Source organism: Lysinibacillus sp. UBA5990 (assembly GCF_002429815.1).
GTDB lineage: Bacteria > Bacillota > Bacilli > Bacillales_A > Planococcaceae > Lysinibacillus > Lysinibacillus fusiformis.
In genome coordinates this window covers 1359982-1378537 of record NZ_DJAY01000015.1, presented here as the reverse complement: position 1 = coordinate 1378537, position 18556 = coordinate 1359982, and the positions used below count along the sequence as shown (strand labels likewise).

Here is an 18556-nt window from a genome sequence, read left to right as displayed (position 1 = left end):
ACTTTATTACCCTTTGAAATATCCTTATCCAAAGAGGTGAAGCATCGCAACTTTTTATAAAAATCGCGAACTTCGCTTCTTTTTTATCAATCATTAATCTTTATTTTAATTCAACACTTATCAAAACGTTGAACGTTTATCAGTGCCAGTTTCATAAACATTCTTACGATGTACTAAGAATTGACTTATACCAAAAAGTGAGTATTGAATATCAGGCTCCCTTTATTGGCGAAATAAATCAATTTACAATGGAAAAAAAGAGGCTACCAAATTAGTAGCCTCTTAAAAGACATGGTGGAAAACAGGAACATACTATTGAGCTTCGTTGTTTATACACCAATAAACTTCATCTAAGTTTAAGATAGTATCCCTTTTACTTTTTGAATAAGCCTGCTGCAACAGCAGCATTAAAACTTCTTCTTGCAAAATCTGTTGGATCCCCAACGTTCTCCAATGCATGTACATTAATCTAGGATTATCAAAAAGCCAATGATTATGCACTGCTGTAACAATAAGACCTCGCCTTTGAAGCTCTTTCATAGCGGCCATGGAGAACTTCTTTAGTTTACTAAAACAGGAAATGTATTACGGAGAACAATCAATCTCATACGAAGCATTACAAAAGAAAATAGAAAAGTATATCAGTTATTATAATAATGATCGCATTAAACAAAAACTGGCCGGCATGAGTCCAGTAAATTACCGAAACTACCAGCCAATTTAGCTGCATAATAAAAACTCTAACTTTAAGGGGTCACTACCAAATGCGCCCGATTATTGAATATCGTTATCAAAGTAAAGTATCCATTAGCTTAATAAAGGGTAACGATAAATATAACTTGCCAAATTACTATGTCTATTTTATAGTTGAAGTACTATTTTATTAAAGGGTGAACTTTTTGTTACTGTAGAATTCTAATCTAAATCAACGTTATAGCTAAATTTTGTTGAACAAAACCACCTAATATGGGTGTTATTTGTTGTGCAAAAAAAGCAAGATTAGAATTAGTAGGCTAGTATAAACCTTTAGCGCGACTAATTTTAGTCGCGCTTTTTCTGTTCGTTGATTTAGACAATTTTAATTTTTTACTTATTAAAATTGAGAGGACGAATCTACAATGCAAAAACTATTACAACAAATTACAGCTGATATGCAGCTTGAAGAACATTACCATACATTAGAGAAAGCTCTACTTACTTTATATTTCCATAATAATTGTACAACTAAATCTTTAGCTTATATGACAGCCTTACCAATACCTATCGTTTCAGCTATGAAGAAAGAATTTGCCAAACAAGGTTGGGGTAAACATAGCTTAACGAAAAAAGGCCAGCTAGCCGTTATGCAATATTTCAAACTCTCAGGTGCCGATGCTGAACTCTACCTACAATTAACGACAGATGATGCATTTCGAATAGAATGGATTTCACAAAATATAAGCGAATTAAGCACTATTTATGAGGCTAGGCCTATAGCTGACGTGGCAATTGATCAAGCAAAATGTACAGTTGAGACTGCCTTAAAACGTGCATTGCTGGCACTAGACTATACGATGCTACTCAATAAGCGTATTTTGTGTTTAGGCGATGATGATTTCATCAGTATTGCATTAGCATTTTTAATAAAGAAAATCGCTCCACACTCTGCAACTAAAATTGTTGTATTAGATATTGATAGACGAGTTTTAAGTACTATTAGCAAAATAGCTAAAGACTATGAGCTTTCGATTACAACAGATTATTATAACGTTCAGGAGCCTTTGCCCGAAACATATGCTGACCAGTTTGATTGCGTATATACAGATACACCGTATACCTTGATTGGCGCACAGCTCTTTTTATCTCGTGCAATTAATGCACTAAAGCCAGAAGCAATGCGGCATGTGTTTTTTTCCTATGCCAAACGTAGTTATCAAAAGCATTGGGAGCTACAGCAAAGCTTATATGCTATGGGCTTTGTGATTAATAATATTCATTACGACATAAACAACTATGAAGGTGCGCAGATTTTAGGTGCTACAAGTCAGTTATTCGTATTACAAACTACAGAGCAAATGATTCCTTATATTCCTAATCAGCGTAAATTTACGCGACCAATTTACACAGGAGAGATTGAGAAGAAATCTGTTGTTTATCAGTGTAATCATTGTAAGAACTCACTTACAGTAGGCACTGGCAACGAATACACTACGATTACACAGCTTCAATCCAGTGGTTGTCCGAATTGCAAAAATAACAAGTTTTCACAAATTAAGAGAACAGTAAAAAAATCACAATCCCAGCACGCATTAGGGCATCATATTTTATTAGAGTTGCATGATTGCAATGATGCATTGCTCAATGACGTACAACACATTAAAAAGATTATGTGTCAAGCTGCCCATAAAGCAAAAGCAACTATTGTGACCGAACATTTCCATCATTTTTCACCTTACGGGGTTAGCGGTGTAGTCATTATACAAGAATCACATTTAACGATTCATACGTGGCCAGAGTATGGCTATGCGGCAATAGATGTTTTCACTTGTAACAGTAAATTAGCGCTACAAGAGGCTGTACAATATATTACTGATCAATTTAATGCAGGAAATACCACACAACATTACGTACATCGAGGTAAATAGATTACCCCAATTAGCATATATATTGTTGCTTTTTTCGACAAAGAAAATGGCTTGATTCACTAAAAGAATCAAGCCATTTTAATTTATTTCATCTTCAAATCTTCAACAAAAGCCATCATTAGTTGCAAAAGGATATACTTTACCCTACTACAGAATAGCGCCCTTTAAATTCCTTATTCGAGGAAAGCGCCCGTTTGTTGAACACATGAAAAACACCACTCTTCAACTAATCTGCTCCGTTAGCTAAATAAGATGATTTACAAATATAAGTCTGAATTTACATCTTTACTTGTACCTTTAACACTCTCCATAGATATAGTAATAGCTTAAAAAACCAATAAAACAGAAAAAAATTAAATAATAATCCCAAAGAACTAAATGTGAAAACTAATCCGCCACGATATACAAAACTCTCAGCAGGAAAACCGAAGTAAAGATACCCATTACTATCGACTTGATAGCCACCCGTAGGTATGAAAGCAAAAATAACAGTTGAAATGAGACTTAAAAGATATACCTTCTTTTTAGAGGAGTTCATTTTATTTTGGGGGCTTAATAAGCCAGCTAATCCAAATACTAATATTAATACAATTAACCCTAAAAATGGAAATATATTCACCGTATCTATCCTCCTTAATTCATATATTACCACAATTATCCAACTAGTTTCTTATTAACAAACCCACCCCTTTTTATGAAGTAAGACGATTTCCTAAATTCAGAAAATCGTCCGTTTATGTAATAGCAGTTTACTTCTTTTTGTTTGCATGCCTTTTTGCAAATGTAGAAGAGGAAAATGAAACTTTGTATTTCCCTTCAAGTTCCTTCTTTACTTTTTCCGTTAGCTTTAATCCTTGTTGATTATGTATTTCTTCAAGTTCAATCCCATTAGAAACTATTCCATCATTAGCCCAATCAATCCACTCACCATATTTTAATATCCATTTTGTTAATTCCGATTGCAGTTCGATGGAAATTGGAACATATGATATTTCAAAGTTACAGAGGCATTTATTACACCATATAGCATCAGCCCCGATATCTGCTTCTACTCTTAAATCATATGTTTCATCACATTTACATTGTTCAATCATTGCTTTTTATCTCCTCTTATCTTATCTCTATTATTTTTTTAGTAAAGAGATGATTTCTTTGTTTTGTTCAATTTGGATTTCAATATTTACCCAAATGATCTGAACCCATCTAAATAGTTTCGCTACTAACAATATGGGTGTTAACGGAAACAACAATCCAACCATATCTCCAGAAAAATTCATGCAACCCCTTCTTTATAACATAATTTTACCATATATAAAATTTGGTTTAACAATTAAACAATCTGGCCCTTTCCATGAATAAAGACGCTTTCCTTATTTCAGAAAAGCGCCCGATTGTGGAATAGTGGAATATGTGTAAGAGCTGTAAAATGTCATTTCTAAATTTTTTCTAATGCTCCCCACCTTTTTTAAAGTAACATCTTTTTTAATCTAGCTAAATTTCCTTAAAGTAATAAAGCACTTTTTTATTCCACGGCGACTATTAAAAGTATCTTTAAATCGATAAAAGGCAATACGATTACCTGTTAAGGATATCAAAAATCGCTTTTTCCCGTTATTTATTTTGGGGCAATTACTTCTTTTCCACCCATATGTGGTCGTAAAACTTCAGGAATTACTACGCTTCCATCGGCTTGTTGATAATTTTCTAGTATAGCGGCAACTGTACGACCAATCGCAAGACCTGAACCGTTTAATGTGTGAACATATTCTGGTTTTGCATTTGGGTCACGACGGAAGCGAATATTTGCGCGTCGTGCTTGGAAGTCCTCAAAGTTTGAACAAGAAGAAATTTCACGGTACATATTTTGTGCAGGAATCCAAACCTCTAAATCATATTTTTTCGCAGCAGTAAAGCCTAAATCGGCTGTACACATTTTTAATTTACGATATGGTAAACCTAGTAATTGCAGTACTTTTTCAGCATGACCCGTTAACAGCTCTAACTGCTCATATGACTCCTCTGGTTTTACAAAGCGTACTAATTCTACTTTGTTAAATTGGTGCTGACGGATTAAACCACGTGTATCACGACCCGCAGAGCCTGCCTCTGAACGGAAGCACGAACTATAAGAAGCAAAGCCTTGTGGTAAAGCCTCAGCTAGTAAAATTTCCTCACGATAGAAGTTTGTTACAGGTACCTCTGCCGTTGGAATCATGAAATAATCTGTTTCCTCTAATTTAAATAAATCTTCCTCAAACTTAGGGAGATTTCCAGTACCCGTTAAGCTATCACGATTAACAATGACAGGTGGCAGCATTTCTTCATAGCCATGCTCTTCTGCATGTAAATCCATCATAAATGTCATTAACGCACGTTCTAAGCGAGCCCCAAGGCCGCGGTAGAATAAGAATCGACTACCGGTTACTTTCGAGCCACGTTCAAAATCCACAATTTTTAGATCTGTAGCTATATCCCAGTGTGCTTTAATATCAAAATCAAATGCTGGAATTTCACCCCATGTATATTCCTCAACATTGTCATCTTCTGTTGTACCCACTGGTACAGATTCATGAGGAACGTTCGGCAGGCGCATCATCATATCTTTAAAGCGCTCTTCCACATCATTTAATTGAATATCAAGTTCTTTGATTTCATCGCCCACTTGACGCATACGAGCAATCACTTCATCTGCGTTTTCTTTGTTGCGCTTCATCACTGAAATTTGTTCAGATACTTTATTTCGTTCTGCCTTTAATTCTTCTGTTTTAGCAATTAACTCACGACGTTTTGCATCTAAATCTTCAAAGTCATCTAAGTTTCCTAAATCTTCATTACGTGTTAATAGCATTTCTTTAATTTCCGCAAAATTATCGCGTACGCGTTTAATATCTAACATAGTCATACCTCCAGTAGTTTAATGATGAGAATCGTTGCATCCATTAAGTCTTGGTGAAATAGCGTTGCAGGCTATTCGCATAGCTCCATTTTGAATAAAAATAAACACAAAAAAGCCCCCACCCCTAAAAAGGGACGAGAGCTACCCGCGTTGCCACCCTAATTGATTAGGCATACCTAATCCACTTACTTCATAACGGCATTTCAGCCGGCAACAGCCTACTTCATTGACTTCGACTGTGCAACTCCGGGACGGATTCACAAGTGCTTTTATCAGCTTCCACCAACCGCTGACTCTCTTAAAAAAACGTGCTTGCTACTACTTCCCATCATCGTGTTCAGTTATTAAATTTTAACCTACTGTACTATATTAAAACATATTTTTCAAGTCATACCATAGGATACAAATTATTCTATAACCCATAATGCCTTTACAAGATACTTCTCAATCTTGCCCGTTTCTGGAACAATAATTGTACTGCAATTGCGCCTGATTGTTGAAGAATGTACCATTTAATATCTAAAGAAAAAACCTTTTAGGTTAAATAACTTAGTGGAGGGACCACCACCAAGCTTGACATTAAAGAGCACAATACTTCCCCAAAACAGAGCTGGTAAAATTGCTAGGAAGATATCCATTTTTTGCTCTCCTATCTATGATAAATTTTTTATTATTTGGCCTTTCTGCAATAGTACTTTACGTTTAGCTTGCTATTTTACAACTATTTGTATGTTTATTATGATTATGAGTTCTTCTCATTTATAAGGAGAGACGTACAATAGTAATATGAAACTTAACAAAAACTTTTATACCCTTGCTCTAAGCAATTGATACTCATTTAAAAACCCCCTTTCCATTTATCACGAATATGAGATATGTGATAAGAATAAGCCTAATTATTTAAAGAAATTAATGTTTCTACGTACAAAAAAACCAGTTCCGTTACGGTACTGGTTTGATACATGGTGTGGGATATATTGTAATTAATTATTTATAAAATTTCATTCGCTCTTCAAGTGGTCGGAAATCTTTTTCACCTGGTGTTACCGTTGGGTTACCAAAGGGCATTTGTGCAATAAGTTTCCAATTTTTAGGTATATTCCATTCTTTTTTCACTTCATCATCAATTAGTGGATTATAATGTTGTAAAGAAGCTCCTAATCCCTCTGCTTCCAATCCCGCCCATACGACTAATTGGTGCATACCTGATGCTTGATTTGACCAAATTGGAAAGTTCTCAGCATAGGGTGCAAATTGCTCTTGAAGCGATTTAACTACAGCCTGATCTTCAAAGAATAATACTGTCCCATAACCTGCCTTAAAGGAATCCATTTTTTGTTGAGTTCCTGAAAAATCTTGATCTCCAACTACTTTTCTTAATGTTTCCGTGGTGATGTCCCATAATTTATTATGTGCGTCACCAGATAAGACAACAATACGCGCTGTTTGGGAATTAAATGCTGATGGAGTATATTTCACAGCAAATTCTACAATTTCTTTTATTCTTTCATCCGATATTTTTATCTCTTTACTAATTCCGTAGTAAGAACGTCTTTCTTTAAGTGTAGTGTAGAAATCTTTTGTCATAATTTTTTCCTCCTGAAATTTAAATTGTACCTCGTGCTTCGAGAATTTTACTTACCAAATCTTTATTTAGAATTTTCAAATGGCCATTTTATTTCTAAGACCTCCACCAAATAGAACTGCAACCCCTGTCCGTCACGCCTACTTTTAAATCAAAAAAGAATTGAAAGTTATATAATCACGTTTAATGTTCAAAAATATATTGCCCAAACAAAAGTAAGAGTATTCAGAAGTAAATTTAAGAAAAGATTCGATAATTTTGTTTAATAAAAAATCAACTTATATTGACTATGTTAAACAACATCCATACCAAGAACAGTACACTAGATGTTCTGCCAATTGCCTCTTGTGCTTGAAAGGTGTTACTCTCCCAGTCCATCTCATCAATAATTATTCCATTAAATTACTATTGCTTAAGTAATGATGTTAACGATAACGAAGATAAGTTAATTTATGTGGTATATAAATAAGACCTCAAAGTTTAAGTAATTTTTTAACTATGAGGTCTTTCGTTTCATTAAGTTTCAAAACCATTTCGGGAATGTGAAAAAAATTACTAATTTACTATTTTCCTCGTCTTTTCCTCAACAAAATCAACTACTTGTTTCTCCTTCACGTTTTCCAGATTCTTTTCTTCTCTTCTATTGAAAAACACACCACTTAATAGTGTGTGAATGGCTGGGAAATCATAGAATGTCTCAAACTCCTTTTCCACACTAATTCTACAAATGAAAAACTTTTTGAAGCGTCAAAAAGTTTGCAACGTCTATAGACCGTGATTACTCACTTCATGACTTTGCAAACTTAATGGATGATGGTTCTTGAACCATACGTTAAACTTATTTTGTAATACGTGTACCAGCTTTTCCATCTAATGCAGCTACTGCTTGATCGATTGAACAAATGATTGACTCTTTCCCTAATTTTGCAAATTCTATAGCTGCTTGCATTTTTGGTAACATACTACCTGCCGGGAATTGTCCTTCTGCAACATACTGTTCAGCTTCTGCTACGGTAATGTGGCTTAGCTTTTGCTCATTTTCTTTACCAAAATTAATATAGACATTTGGCACATCTGTTAGCATCATGAAAACTTCTGCATTCACTTGTTGCGCTAGCTTTAATCCTGAACGATCTTTGTCAATGACTGCTTCAATACCATGTAATTGACCACTGTCTTCACGATATACAGGTATACCGCCACCACCAGATGAAATAACAATCGTTTCATCAATTAAACGTTTAATTTCATCTATACCATGAATCACTTTTGGTTCTGGTGAAGGGACAACTCTTCTATATCCTCGCCCAGCATCTTCTGCCATAGTAAAGCCTTGCTCTTCTAAACGTTTCGCTTCTTCTTCCGAGAAAAATACACCGATTGGTTTAGTCGGATTTTTAAAAGCTTGATCATCCCTGTCGACTTCAACCATCGTTAACAATGTAACCACATTTGTAGCTATGCCACGTTCTTTCATATGGTTTTTTAAAGCTGTTTCCATCATATAACCAATGAAACCTTGTGATTCTGCGTTGCAAACATGGATTGGTAGTGGTTCGACTACATTTTTCGCAGCTTCATTTTGGGCAATGATATTCCCCACTTGCGGACCATTACCATGTGTAATGACGATGTTATGACCCGCTTCTCGAATTTCCACCATATGGCCTGTTGCCGACACTACATTTTTAAATTGATTATCATAAGTTGCTTCTTGTTTCGGCTGTAAAATGGCATTACCACCTAAAGCAATAACTACACTTTTTCCCATTTCTTTCACTCCTTAGTTAATGACAAGTAAATGCCATATAACGTATCCATCCCAGATGATGATCCTACTTTTATAAGACTGTTCATGCTTTCTAAAGATGGATCATGTTGCAATGCTGTAATCTTCGAACTAAATACACCGTCTATAGCACAGGTTAAGAAACGCTTACTGACAATGGTTGTTAAAGGTTCCTTGATAAGAGCTTTTAGTGTTTCTAGATGTTTATGTTCGATAAAATTTTTAATAAAATGTCCGTACAATATACCGACTAATATATCATCACCTGTTGGTGTTAAGCCTTGTCCACGCCCAATAAAATAACGGAATGTCTCGTCAAGATTTTGGGTTGGATCTTGTAATCGATTAATCAAGGATAATACACGTGCTCGTTCAAAATCTGATGATTCGTATGATGTAAATGAAATGAATTTAAAATTTTCTTTCAATTTATTTATATTTGCATGTTCAAAATCCATATCTAACGGTATTATTTTTATATTAAACACCATTTCGAAGTGGTTATGAAAAAGACGATTATTACGAAATATTAATGTATCGCCTACCTTAATATTGGTCTTTACTGTTTGTCTCGTTTGAGGATCAAGCAGGATCCCGAACGGAAATGTCCCATTTTCATCGGTACCAACAAATATCAATTCTCCATCTTGATCAACCATATTTAAACCTTTTTCAAACATACTGTGCACGGTAAAGGTTTTTCCTTCACTCAATAATTGAAGTGCGATTGAACCAACCGCACTTGCTTGTAAAATCATCCTTTAAATCCTAGCTTTTCAGCATATGCTGTGATGGCTTTCTCAAAACATTCAATTGGCGGATGTACTGTACCGGCACCAATTTGTCCGTACCCCGCAATTTTATGGGCAATACCAGTGTTGATAACTGGTGTGATCCCTGTTTCAACAACTTTCCGTGCATCGATACCTAAACATGCGCCTTTAAAGTCCCAAGTTGGGATAACAAAGTTCGGATTTTCGCTAATACAGATTTCAGTCATTTGATTACTTGTTTCAAGTGCATCATTAAATCCACCCGAACCAACAAAGCGTGTTACTGCAGGTGCTGCAATCATCGCCATACCTCCGACACCGATTGTTTCTGTAATCGCTGAATCACCGATATCTGTGTTTGCATCTTCTGCTGAGTAACCAGTGAAATATAATCCTTGCGGGGTATTAACAGGACCAGTAAACCATTCGTCTCCCATACCGGCAATACGGATACCAAAGTTTTCACCGTTTCGGCACATTGCGGTAACAACTGTACCGTGTTCGATGGTACGTGCTGCATCCATCATCGCTTTGCCTGTCGCCATAGCAATATTTAAGAAAAATTGGTCTGTGTCAGCTAAGAATTGGATTACTTCTGTACGTTGATCTTTTTCAACGTTATCTAATGAAGCAATTACTGGAGACAGTTCTTTTAAAAATGCAAGTGAAGCTGCAATATTACGCTGGTGGAACTCATCACCCATTGCAATAGCTTTAGCAATCAATACGTTGACGTTCAAGCCTCCATCAAATGTTTTTAAGGCTTTACTTAATACTGGACCTAATACATCCTTCATCCAGTGTAAACGATTGATGACTTGCTCATTATAAGCACCGAAGCGTAATACTGCACCAATCCCCTCGTTCATTTGACAATACGCTTCGTTACCACTCTCCTTGTTAATAACAACAAGGACTGGCATGTTAGGGGAAGTAATACCACCCATTGGTCCAACTGCATTCACATGGTGACATGGAATGAATTTGATTTTATCGTTTTCAAGTAATTCACGTGCATTCTTTTCGTCTTCTGCCCATCCTTCAAAAAGGATTGCACCAACACAGGAACCTTGCATAGGATCTGTCATGTTTTCATATTTAATTGGAGGTCCAGCATGTAATAGCACGTACTCTTCTAATTCAGGAATCACAGATTTAGCAGGTACAACATCCGTTAAAAATGGTGCTGCTGCTATGATCTTCTGGATAACGGCTTCATTCGCTTCATTTATTGTTTTGTATCCCATTAGATTGTACCTCCTTCATAATAGTTTAAGAATTGAAGTACTTTCATTAACTTCTCATCGCCACCAGCAATTGGGCGCCAGTTAAATTGAACACACTCTGAGCCACTGTTTTGAACAGCTTCCGTAAAGCTTTTTAGCCCAATATTGATAACGCTTGGTTTCATATTGATGAATGACAGAATTTTCTCATCCACTATTAAGCTTTCTTCTGTATAGTTAAATTTTTGTACATCAGTAATTGGTTGTTCCACTTTACCGCCTACAAGTTGGATAGCTGTGCGGACCATTTGATCGTTTGTCTTACAAATAATTGCACCACTCTCTTTTAAAATGGCAATTTGTTTATCGTAACCTTGAATGTCCTGTGCTGTACCTACAACCGTTGCAAGCACTGCAAGCTGACGACCTTCTTGACGTGCACTATCCAAAATACGTTTGATTGTTGGTGCTAGCTCACTAGCCATATCTTCATGACCACCGTTACCGATCACGTTATCAATCATAATGACTGCAGTTTTAGGGTCGTTCATAGATTTTTCAAGCATTTCGATACGTTTTTCAGGATCAATCATCGGATGTGGTTTACCTTTTGTATAAACATCATCACCTAAATCAATGATTTCATGAGTGTTTGTTTTTAAAACATAGCTTTCGCTTTTCTCTTCAGTCATTGTATCTTTAAACGCATCTCTCACTAGCATAGCCGCTTCAGATGCTAATGTACCGCCTGAATAATAACCTTTAATACCAACTTGTGATTCTTTTAATACAACGTTAACATCAGCTGTTGTCGGTTCAAAATTCGGTTTATCACCATTAGATAATTGGACAGCTACAACTGCTGCTTCTTCAAGTGTATAAGCATGATAAATGTTCTCTTCTTGGTAGGAAGGTTTGTCACCTAAAAATAGCGTAACAACTGGTTTATCAATATTTCTTAATAAGTTTAATACTTTGCGTTGTACTTCCTCCGCAGGTGGTTTGGAGATCACTGTAATGACTTTTACTTTTGGATCTTGATTTAACGCTTTGATGCTATCTAACATCGTAATGGCACCAACTTCCGTCGATAAATCACGTCCACCTGTTCCAAGAGCATTCGTAACACCTTTACCATAACGGTCAATAATTGTTGTGACTTCTTGAATCCCTGTACCTGATGCCCCAACTATACCTATATCGCCTTCGTTGACGTTATTTGTAAAAGCAAGGGGGACGCCGTGAATAAGGGCAGTACCACAGTCTGGACCCATCACTAATAACCCTTTTTCATGCGCTTTTTGTTTTAGTTTCACTTCGTCTTCTTTCGAAACATTGTCACTAAACATGAACACATGTAAACCTTCGTTCAATGCGTTTTCCGCTTCCATTGCAGCATATTGACCAGGAATTGAAATTAACGCTAAATTTGGATTGTTCGCAAGCTCCATTGCACGTTTCCAGTTATGAGCTTCTTGATCTTTAGACGTATTTTGTGAATCTGAATCACCTTTTAAAGCGATTTCTACTTCTTCTTTCACTTCGTCTACTTTTTCTTCTTGCTCTGTATCTACAACGATGACAATATCATTTGGCTTTGCTTTTTCTAATTCATCCGTGCCTAAGCCAGAAGATTTAAAAATGTCCTTATTCGCTGGTGTTCCCATCATGATCGATACTTTGTTTACACCATCAATTGCAGACAACTTGTTGGATAAAAGCATTAACACGATGGAGTCTTTATAAGTGTTTTCTTTTATAATTGTGTATAACATGATGATCCTCCAATTTTATTATTCTGCAAATCTATTTTTCCCATGATAACGATCGTAATGAACGTCGTCTGACACAAGATAGTTGTAAATGTCGTCTACGATTTCAATACCTTCCTTATCATATTCCTTACTTCTTAATATACCGCGTTCACCTGGATAATAAATTTCTCCATAACCCTCTGCTGCGGGCTGTGCTTTTAATTCATTGAGCATTGTTGTAATTTGTAGCTTGAAAGCATTCAAATCTGTGAAATAGGCAGGGTTAATGACGATATGAATTTGACCTAAATCGCGTCCTTTAGTTAAGTCTTGATACATAGAAGACACGTGTATACCATGTGGGACTCCTAGAAGACTACCTGATAAAATATCTACCATCATCATCAAGCCGTATCCTTTTGGACCTGCAATTGGCAGGAGTGCATGAACATCTCTTGCATTCGTCGTAGGTGCACCAGTAGCATCCACAGCCCATGTATCTGGAATCGATGCATTTTTACTTCTTGCATCTAAAATTTTGCCCCATGCTTGGACAGTAGTCGCCATATCAAATGTAATGATGCGGTCATCAGCAGATGGTGCACTATAAGCAATTGGGTTTGTCCCAAAATAAGGTTCAGTTCCGCCAAACGGTACGACCATTGGATCTGATTGACACATACTTAGAGCAACCATATCTTGTTCTGCTGCCATTTCAACAAAGTAACCTAAAGCACCACTATGTGAGATATTTTTCATACCAACAACGGCAACACCTGATTTTTTAGCCATTTCAATCGCTTTTTCCATCGCTTGTTTTGCTATTTGGTGACCTGGACCATTATCCCCATTAAAGATCGCAGATGCTGGTCCTGTTTGTTCAAATGTGTAGTTGGGATTGTTTGTAATCCCGCCTTTTGCAATTCGTTCAGAATAGTATTCAACACGTACAGCACCGTGTGAATGAATACCTCTATGGTCAGCGTATGTTAATACGTCTGCAACATCATGTGCCGCTCCTTCATTTAATCCAGCTTTTATAAACTTTTGCTTCATTAAATTAAATAGTTCTTCTTTAGATACACGCATCTTGTTTACTCCTCATTTAATTAATATTTTGACTCAGATTCTAAATAATCAGAATTTTATTTTAGAAATTTTTTTGTAACTAAGATGCCTAATTTATCTTTGGTTAACTATCGGAGATAATAGACTTCCTTTTTATAAATCAATATCTCTATTTGCATCTTTAGAATAAATGTATGAGAATGGTTCATCTAAACCAATTGCATAGGTTGCTTGCGGTACATAAGCGCCCATAAAGATATAATCACCTTTATCAACCGGCATCCATTCATTGTCTAAGTTGTACATGCCTCGCCCACTTAAAACATAAGCGCCGTGTTCTTGAACGTGTGTTTCAATGTAACCATGTGAAGCACCTGGTTTGAATGAAAGAATATGAATGTTCATATCATAGCCAATTTCTTTTGGTAATAAGTCTTGAATTAATACTTCTTTCATCCCTTCATATGCCTCTTGTTCGATGTCGTGCACATTACCTGTAACGACTTCTGGGGTATACCCTTTAAGAGGTTGTCCTTTAAGAGGTTGATAACGTTTTTTGTATAAGAATAAGCGGCTATCTTCACCGTTATTATTATTTTCAAAAGTTAACTGTAAGTGTGGAGGCACATATAAATACCCACCTTCAGTTAATTCGTATTTTTTACCATCAGCAAACGCATTGATTTTGCCATAAACAACGTATACAAAAGATTGAATACCATCACCAGCGAAACCAGTTTTGTTTCCACCTTGGTTTTTTACTGTTACTAAGTAATCTACAAATCTTGCACCTAAACGCGGGGACCCTAAAATTGTGACGTCGCAATCTTTGAAGCCAGGTACAACATTATTAACTAGGCCATCTGGTGTGATTACCGCATAATTGTCTTTTTTAATGACAGAACGTGTTTCTAATAAACCTTCTCTGTATCCTTGAACTTGATTTAAGTAACCCATAAGTATCTGGCTCCTTTTTCATTATTTTCATTATTTTTATTCTTTGTATGCTAGTTCATAAAGTACATCACTTAATACTTCAATACCTTTAACAAGGTCTTCTATCTTCGTCTCTTCACTAATGTTGTGACTAATTCCACCAATAGAAGGTACAAACAACATTGCCGTTTGAACATATTGAGCAAAGATTTGTGAGTCATGTCCTGCACCAGATGGCATCACTTTATATTGATTACCCACATTATTCTTTGCTGCTTGTTCAATGATTTGAACAATTTTTTTGTCCATCAATGTTGGTGCTTCATCCATCCATAAATTAATGTCATAAGTCATGCTATTTGCTTCAGCGACTAATTTAATTTTGTCTTCGATTTCCGTTGCAAAATCATTTAATATTTGCTGATCAATATGACGACAGTCTACGGAGAACGTAATTTCACCAGGAACTACATTGACTGTGTTTGGTACAAGTGTGATATGACCGAACGTCAAAACAAGTGGTTCCCCAATTTCTCTAGCACGTTTTGTTAAATTTGAGACAATTTCACTATAGGCAACAACTGTATCGCGACGTAATGACATTGGCGTAGTACCAGCGTGGTTTGCTTCACCTTTTAAGTTGATCGTGAAGCGTTTTTGACCAACGATGCCATTAACAACACCGATTGTTTTGTTTTCCGTCTCTAGCACTTTGCCTTGTTCAATATGAATTTCAACAAATGCTTTGATGTCATTACGAACGTCAGTAGTTTTACGATAATCAAAGCCTGATTTACGCATCGCGTCTTCGAACTTAATGCCCTCAGCATCTGCAATTGTCTCAACATCCGATTTTTTAGCTAAGTTAAAGAAGTTTTTGCTACCCCAGAATGTGTAAGGGAATCGACTGCCTTCTTCTTCTGCAAGAGATAATACTTCTAATGAGCGTAGTGGTTGGCCGTGTTTAGCTTTTAAATATTTCACAGCTACTAGTGCAGCTAAGATACCGAATTGGCCATCTAGATGACCGCCTTCAACTACTGTGTCGATATGTGATCCTGTTAAAATGGTTTCTTCCGGATATTTACTGCCAACCAGACGCCCAGTTAAGTTCCCGATATCGTCAAAGCTTGCTTCTAATCCTTCTTCTTTGAATGTTTTTTCCAGTTCACGAACTGCATCATTCCATTCTTGAGAATATAAAAGGCGTGTAATTCCACCCTGTTCTAAGCCACCAAAACCTGTAAATTTCTTATCTAACATTTCAAAAGTTGATTGAATATCCATACCTCTTTCACTCCTTCCTTCTACACTTTTATTATAGGTCCTCCCCCATAACCATTCATTGACACAATGAACAATAATGGATGGTCTTTTTATGCACTTTAGACAAATAGATATGGATAAGGAGCAAGTAGCTCGGAGTAAAAAAGAACGCTGTTTGCTATCGATTATGGAAAGGCTTTAAGAAGGCGTATGAGTGGAGTAAATCATCCATTCTATCCTTACTAAAAAACAAAAACCACATAGTAAATCTATGTGGTATAGTCCCTATTAAAATGATTAAAGGATAAACGATAGCCCGTGTGTCAAGAACCTTAGAAATAGGAGCAAGCCCAAGCTATATCGTATTGGCTATTGAAAGGTTTTAGACTCATCCCCGGTTTGATTAACAGCTGCTGCTGCAATCGCGATAGATTGTGGAGAAATCACTTTTGCTTCGCTTCGCCCAGCAGTGTTAGCTGCTATTAGCAATGATGGCGAGATGCCTATCTGCTCTCGGTAACTGCCTGTAAGCTACCGAATAGTGCATGATTATTTACAACCGATTCCGTTAGAAAGCCACCAATCCAGCCTAATACTGGACTAACAAATGCGAAGAATTCACCCGTTTTGGCAGGTCCGGGTAATAGAGAAATGTTAAGCCCAGAGAAGTCAGAAAGATTGGCAAAAGTCATTACAAGTACGATTGTAAGATTCTCCTTTACTATTTCGAAATAAAGAATTATACGTATAATAACCTTCAAAAATAGTATACAATCAGAGTGATAGGTTATCCTTGTAGCGTTTTACAAATATATTTCTTATTATTTTGGGCTTTTTCTAACAAATATAAAGGAGATGATCCTTATGACAACATTAAAAGAAATCATGTCTGTCCAACAATTTTCTGATTTAACATTATTAAATGATGAGGGAGATTTAGATAGAGAAGTAGAAATGGTCGATATTACGGAAACACCAGATATTAAAAATTTCACAGCACCTCATTCATTTATCGTCACTACGGGTATGTGTTATCAACACGACCAATCCGGATTAAAGGATCTCATTCTAGAATTAAATGATATACAAGTTGCTGGCATAGGCGTTAAATTATCGCGTTTTTTAGAAAAAATTGATGATGAAGTAATAGAATTTGCAAACAAGTTAAAATTTCCTATTATTAGAATCCCTGATAGTTGGAATCTCGGATCCATTACACATCATATATCATCCTATATCTTGGATGAAGAAACTGAAAAGTTATATTTTGCATTAGATATCCAACAAGAATTAAATACAATGCTTATGAGAGGTTTAAGCTTGGAAATGATGATTGAACGAATGAGCAGACTTCTTAGAGTCCCTGTAATGCTCTTAAATCCTTTTCATCAAATTAAAACGATGAGCCATCACTTCCAAGAACACTCAGAGCAAATTCAAAAAAATCTTAGTTACTTCAAAAGATGTGTTAATTCCAAGCAAATTTCACCTAATAATAAAGCATCTTTCCAAGAGGAACATATTATATTTGAAGTTCCAGCATTTAAATATTTTCCGTATTATTTGATGGTTTCAAATGTTAATACGCTCACATATCCATTTAGTTTGCTTGCCATAGAACAAGCCGTAAATACACTCAGTCTCGCCATTTATAAAAATAGTAAAATCAAAGAAGCGGAACAACAAGATGTCAACCGATTTTTCGAAACATTGATGTCTGAACATCCTGATAATCTTATTTCAGTCAAACAGCACCCTGAGTTTTTAAAAAAGCACCTTATTCAACCATCCAATTTTTATCAAGTGATCGTTTGTGCGATTGATCAAGAAAGGGATGTGGAAAATAATATCTATTTGAATGAACGTTATCAAATGACTTTTGAATGGCTAACACATAAATTTACTGACATTGATCCTTCTATCAGTGTTTATAGGTCTCCAGGTAATCATCGATTTACGATCCTATTACAAACTAAACATCAATATTATTTAGATTACTGTAAATATATCCAAAAAGAGTATCAAAAACTTTTTAATAGTACACTGTCATTCGGTATTGGTAATGAAGTGACTGAATTCTCACAGTTACCACTCTCTTATTTTGAAGCGAATGAAGCTTTTGATCATAAGTCTGAAAGTAGTAAAGTGGAATTTATAGAACTCTATAAATCTAAAAGTGTAGAAGAATTGTTACAACTCATTCCAGCCAATAAATTAAAACCGTTTATCACGTATACACTTGGTTCATTAGCCTATCCAAAATCGACGAAAGAAAAAGAACTAAAACATACATTGAAAATCTATTTGGCGAATCATTGTGATCTGACAAAGACTTCTGAAGATATATTTATTCATCGGAATACAGTAAAATATCGTATTAAAAAATGTGAAGAGATCTTAGGTCAGTCTATCGAATCGCCTGATATATCATTGGATCTACGATTAGCATTATTTGCTTCAGAGAAAGTAAATTTATAAACTTAAAAATCCCGCTAAAAAGCTGTTATGAATGCTTTTTAGCGGGATTCTTTTTACCTAATTTACCGGAACACTCGGTTCCCTACCTCAATTATGAGTATGCAAATGAAGTAGCTCCTACTCACGATATTATCAATAAACAGACGCTTATTCGATTGAAT

General features: G+C 35.8%; 17 protein-coding genes, 2 pseudogenes and 1 other annotated feature. Of the genes and pseudogenes, 4 read left to right on the top strand and 15 right to left on the bottom strand.

Going from position 1 to position 18556, the window contains the following annotated elements; all coding sequences use genetic code 11:
* Window positions 1–312: 312 nt before the first annotated feature.
* Window positions 313–540, bottom strand: a complete 228-nt coding sequence (locus B3D94_RS19440; protein ID WP_254664361.1) for a DUF1259 domain-containing protein — start codon at window positions 538–540, stop codon at window positions 313–315.
* 1 nt (window position 541) lies between these two features.
* On the opposite strand from B3D94_RS19440, the pseudogene B3D94_RS19435 reads away from it, so the two are divergent.
* From B3D94_RS19435 to speD, 3 genes and pseudogenes are all read left to right on the top strand, one after another.
* Window positions 542–724: pseudogene (locus tag B3D94_RS19435) on the top strand (IS3 family transposase); the annotation flags it as partial.
* 40 nt (window positions 725–764) lie between these two features.
* A complete protein-coding gene (locus tag B3D94_RS19430) occupies window positions 765–887 on the top strand; it encodes a hypothetical protein (protein ID WP_291759574.1) in 123 nt (40 codons plus the stop codon).
* 231 nt (window positions 888–1118) lie between these two features.
* A complete protein-coding gene (gene speD / locus B3D94_RS19425; RefSeq protein ID WP_083244675.1) occupies window positions 1119–2624 on the top strand; it encodes an adenosylmethionine decarboxylase in 1506 nt (501 codons plus the stop codon).
* 277 nt (window positions 2625–2901) lie between these two features.
* Here the strand turns inward: speD and B3D94_RS19420 are convergent, their stop codons facing one another.
* The 14 genes and pseudogenes from B3D94_RS19420 to B3D94_RS19355 all read right to left on the bottom strand — a co-directional run.
* Window positions 2902–3243 carry a hypothetical protein gene (locus B3D94_RS19420; protein ID WP_291759570.1) on the bottom strand — a complete coding sequence of 114 codons (342 nt, stop codon included), beginning with the start codon at window positions 3241–3243 and terminating at the stop codon, window positions 2902–2904.
* Between the two features lie 130 nt (window positions 3244–3373).
* Window positions 3374–3718 (bottom strand): hypothetical protein, encoded by a 345-nt coding sequence (locus tag B3D94_RS19415; protein ID WP_291759567.1) that lies wholly within the window; start codon window positions 3716–3718, stop codon window positions 3374–3376.
* A 30-nt stretch (window positions 3719–3748) separates the two neighbouring features.
* Window positions 3749–3901 carry a hypothetical protein gene (locus B3D94_RS19410; RefSeq protein WP_291759564.1) on the bottom strand — a complete coding sequence of 51 codons (153 nt, stop codon included), beginning with the start codon at window positions 3899–3901 and terminating at the stop codon, window positions 3749–3751.
* Between the two features lie 338 nt (window positions 3902–4239).
* Window positions 4240–5520: a serine--tRNA ligase gene (gene serS / locus B3D94_RS19405; protein WP_291759561.1), complete on the bottom strand. Its 1281-nt coding sequence runs from the start codon at window positions 5518–5520 to the stop codon at window positions 4240–4242.
* A gap of 127 nt (window positions 5521–5647) precedes the next feature.
* Window positions 5648–5861, bottom strand: a binding site (T-box leader).
* 171 nt (window positions 5862–6032) lie between these two features.
* Complete coding sequence (locus B3D94_RS19400) at window positions 6033–6158, bottom strand: hypothetical protein (RefSeq protein ID WP_291760760.1); 126 nt, start codon at window positions 6156–6158, stop codon at window positions 6033–6035.
* 349 nt (window positions 6159–6507) lie between these two features.
* Window positions 6508–7107 carry a nitroreductase family protein gene (locus B3D94_RS19395; protein ID WP_291759558.1) on the bottom strand — a complete coding sequence of 200 codons (600 nt, stop codon included), beginning with the start codon at window positions 7105–7107 and terminating at the stop codon, window positions 6508–6510.
* A gap of 836 nt (window positions 7108–7943) precedes the next feature.
* The gene (gene arcC / locus B3D94_RS19390) at window positions 7944–8876 is read right to left on the bottom strand and encodes a carbamate kinase (protein WP_258270144.1); all 933 of its coding nucleotides are present in this window, start codon (window positions 8874–8876) and stop codon (window positions 7944–7946) included.
* Window positions 8877–8881: 5 nt separating this feature from the next.
* Window positions 8882–9652: a DUF2877 domain-containing protein gene (locus B3D94_RS19385; protein WP_291759554.1), complete on the bottom strand. Its 771-nt coding sequence runs from the start codon at window positions 9650–9652 to the stop codon at window positions 8882–8884.
* On the bottom strand, window positions 9649–10914 hold the full coding sequence (locus B3D94_RS19380; protein WP_069481392.1) for a DUF1116 domain-containing protein: 1266 nt from the start codon (window positions 10912–10914) through the stop codon (window positions 9649–9651). Before B3D94_RS19380 ends, B3D94_RS19385 begins: the two co-directional genes overlap by 4 nt.
* Window positions 10914–12668 (bottom strand): acyl-CoA synthetase FdrA, encoded by a 1755-nt coding sequence (locus B3D94_RS19375; RefSeq protein ID WP_291759549.1) that lies wholly within the window; start codon window positions 12666–12668, stop codon window positions 10914–10916. Before B3D94_RS19375 ends, B3D94_RS19380 begins: the two co-directional genes overlap by 1 nt.
* Window positions 12669–12686: 18 nt before the next feature.
* Window positions 12687–13736, bottom strand: a complete 1050-nt coding sequence (gene allD / locus B3D94_RS19370) for an ureidoglycolate dehydrogenase (protein ID WP_069481390.1) — start codon at window positions 13734–13736, stop codon at window positions 12687–12689.
* Window positions 13737–13868: 132 nt separating this feature from the next.
* Window positions 13869–14672, bottom strand: coding sequence for a (S)-ureidoglycine aminohydrolase (gene allE, locus B3D94_RS19365; RefSeq protein WP_069481389.1), 804 nt, complete (start codon window positions 14670–14672; stop codon window positions 13869–13871).
* Between the two features lie 36 nt (window positions 14673–14708).
* Window positions 14709–15938 carry an allantoate deiminase gene (allC, locus tag B3D94_RS19360; RefSeq protein ID WP_291759543.1) on the bottom strand — a complete coding sequence of 410 codons (1230 nt, stop codon included), beginning with the start codon at window positions 15936–15938 and terminating at the stop codon, window positions 14709–14711.
* A 276-nt stretch (window positions 15939–16214) separates the two neighbouring features.
* A pseudogene (locus tag B3D94_RS19355) lies at window positions 16215–16627 on the bottom strand (L-lactate permease); the annotation flags it as partial.
* A 154-nt stretch (window positions 16628–16781) separates the two neighbouring features.
* Between B3D94_RS19355 and B3D94_RS19350 the strand changes: the two are divergent.
* Window positions 16782–18395, top strand: a complete 1614-nt coding sequence (locus B3D94_RS19350) for a PucR family transcriptional regulator (RefSeq protein ID WP_258270138.1) — start codon at window positions 16782–16784, stop codon at window positions 18393–18395.
* Window positions 18396–18556 lie beyond the last annotated feature (161 nt).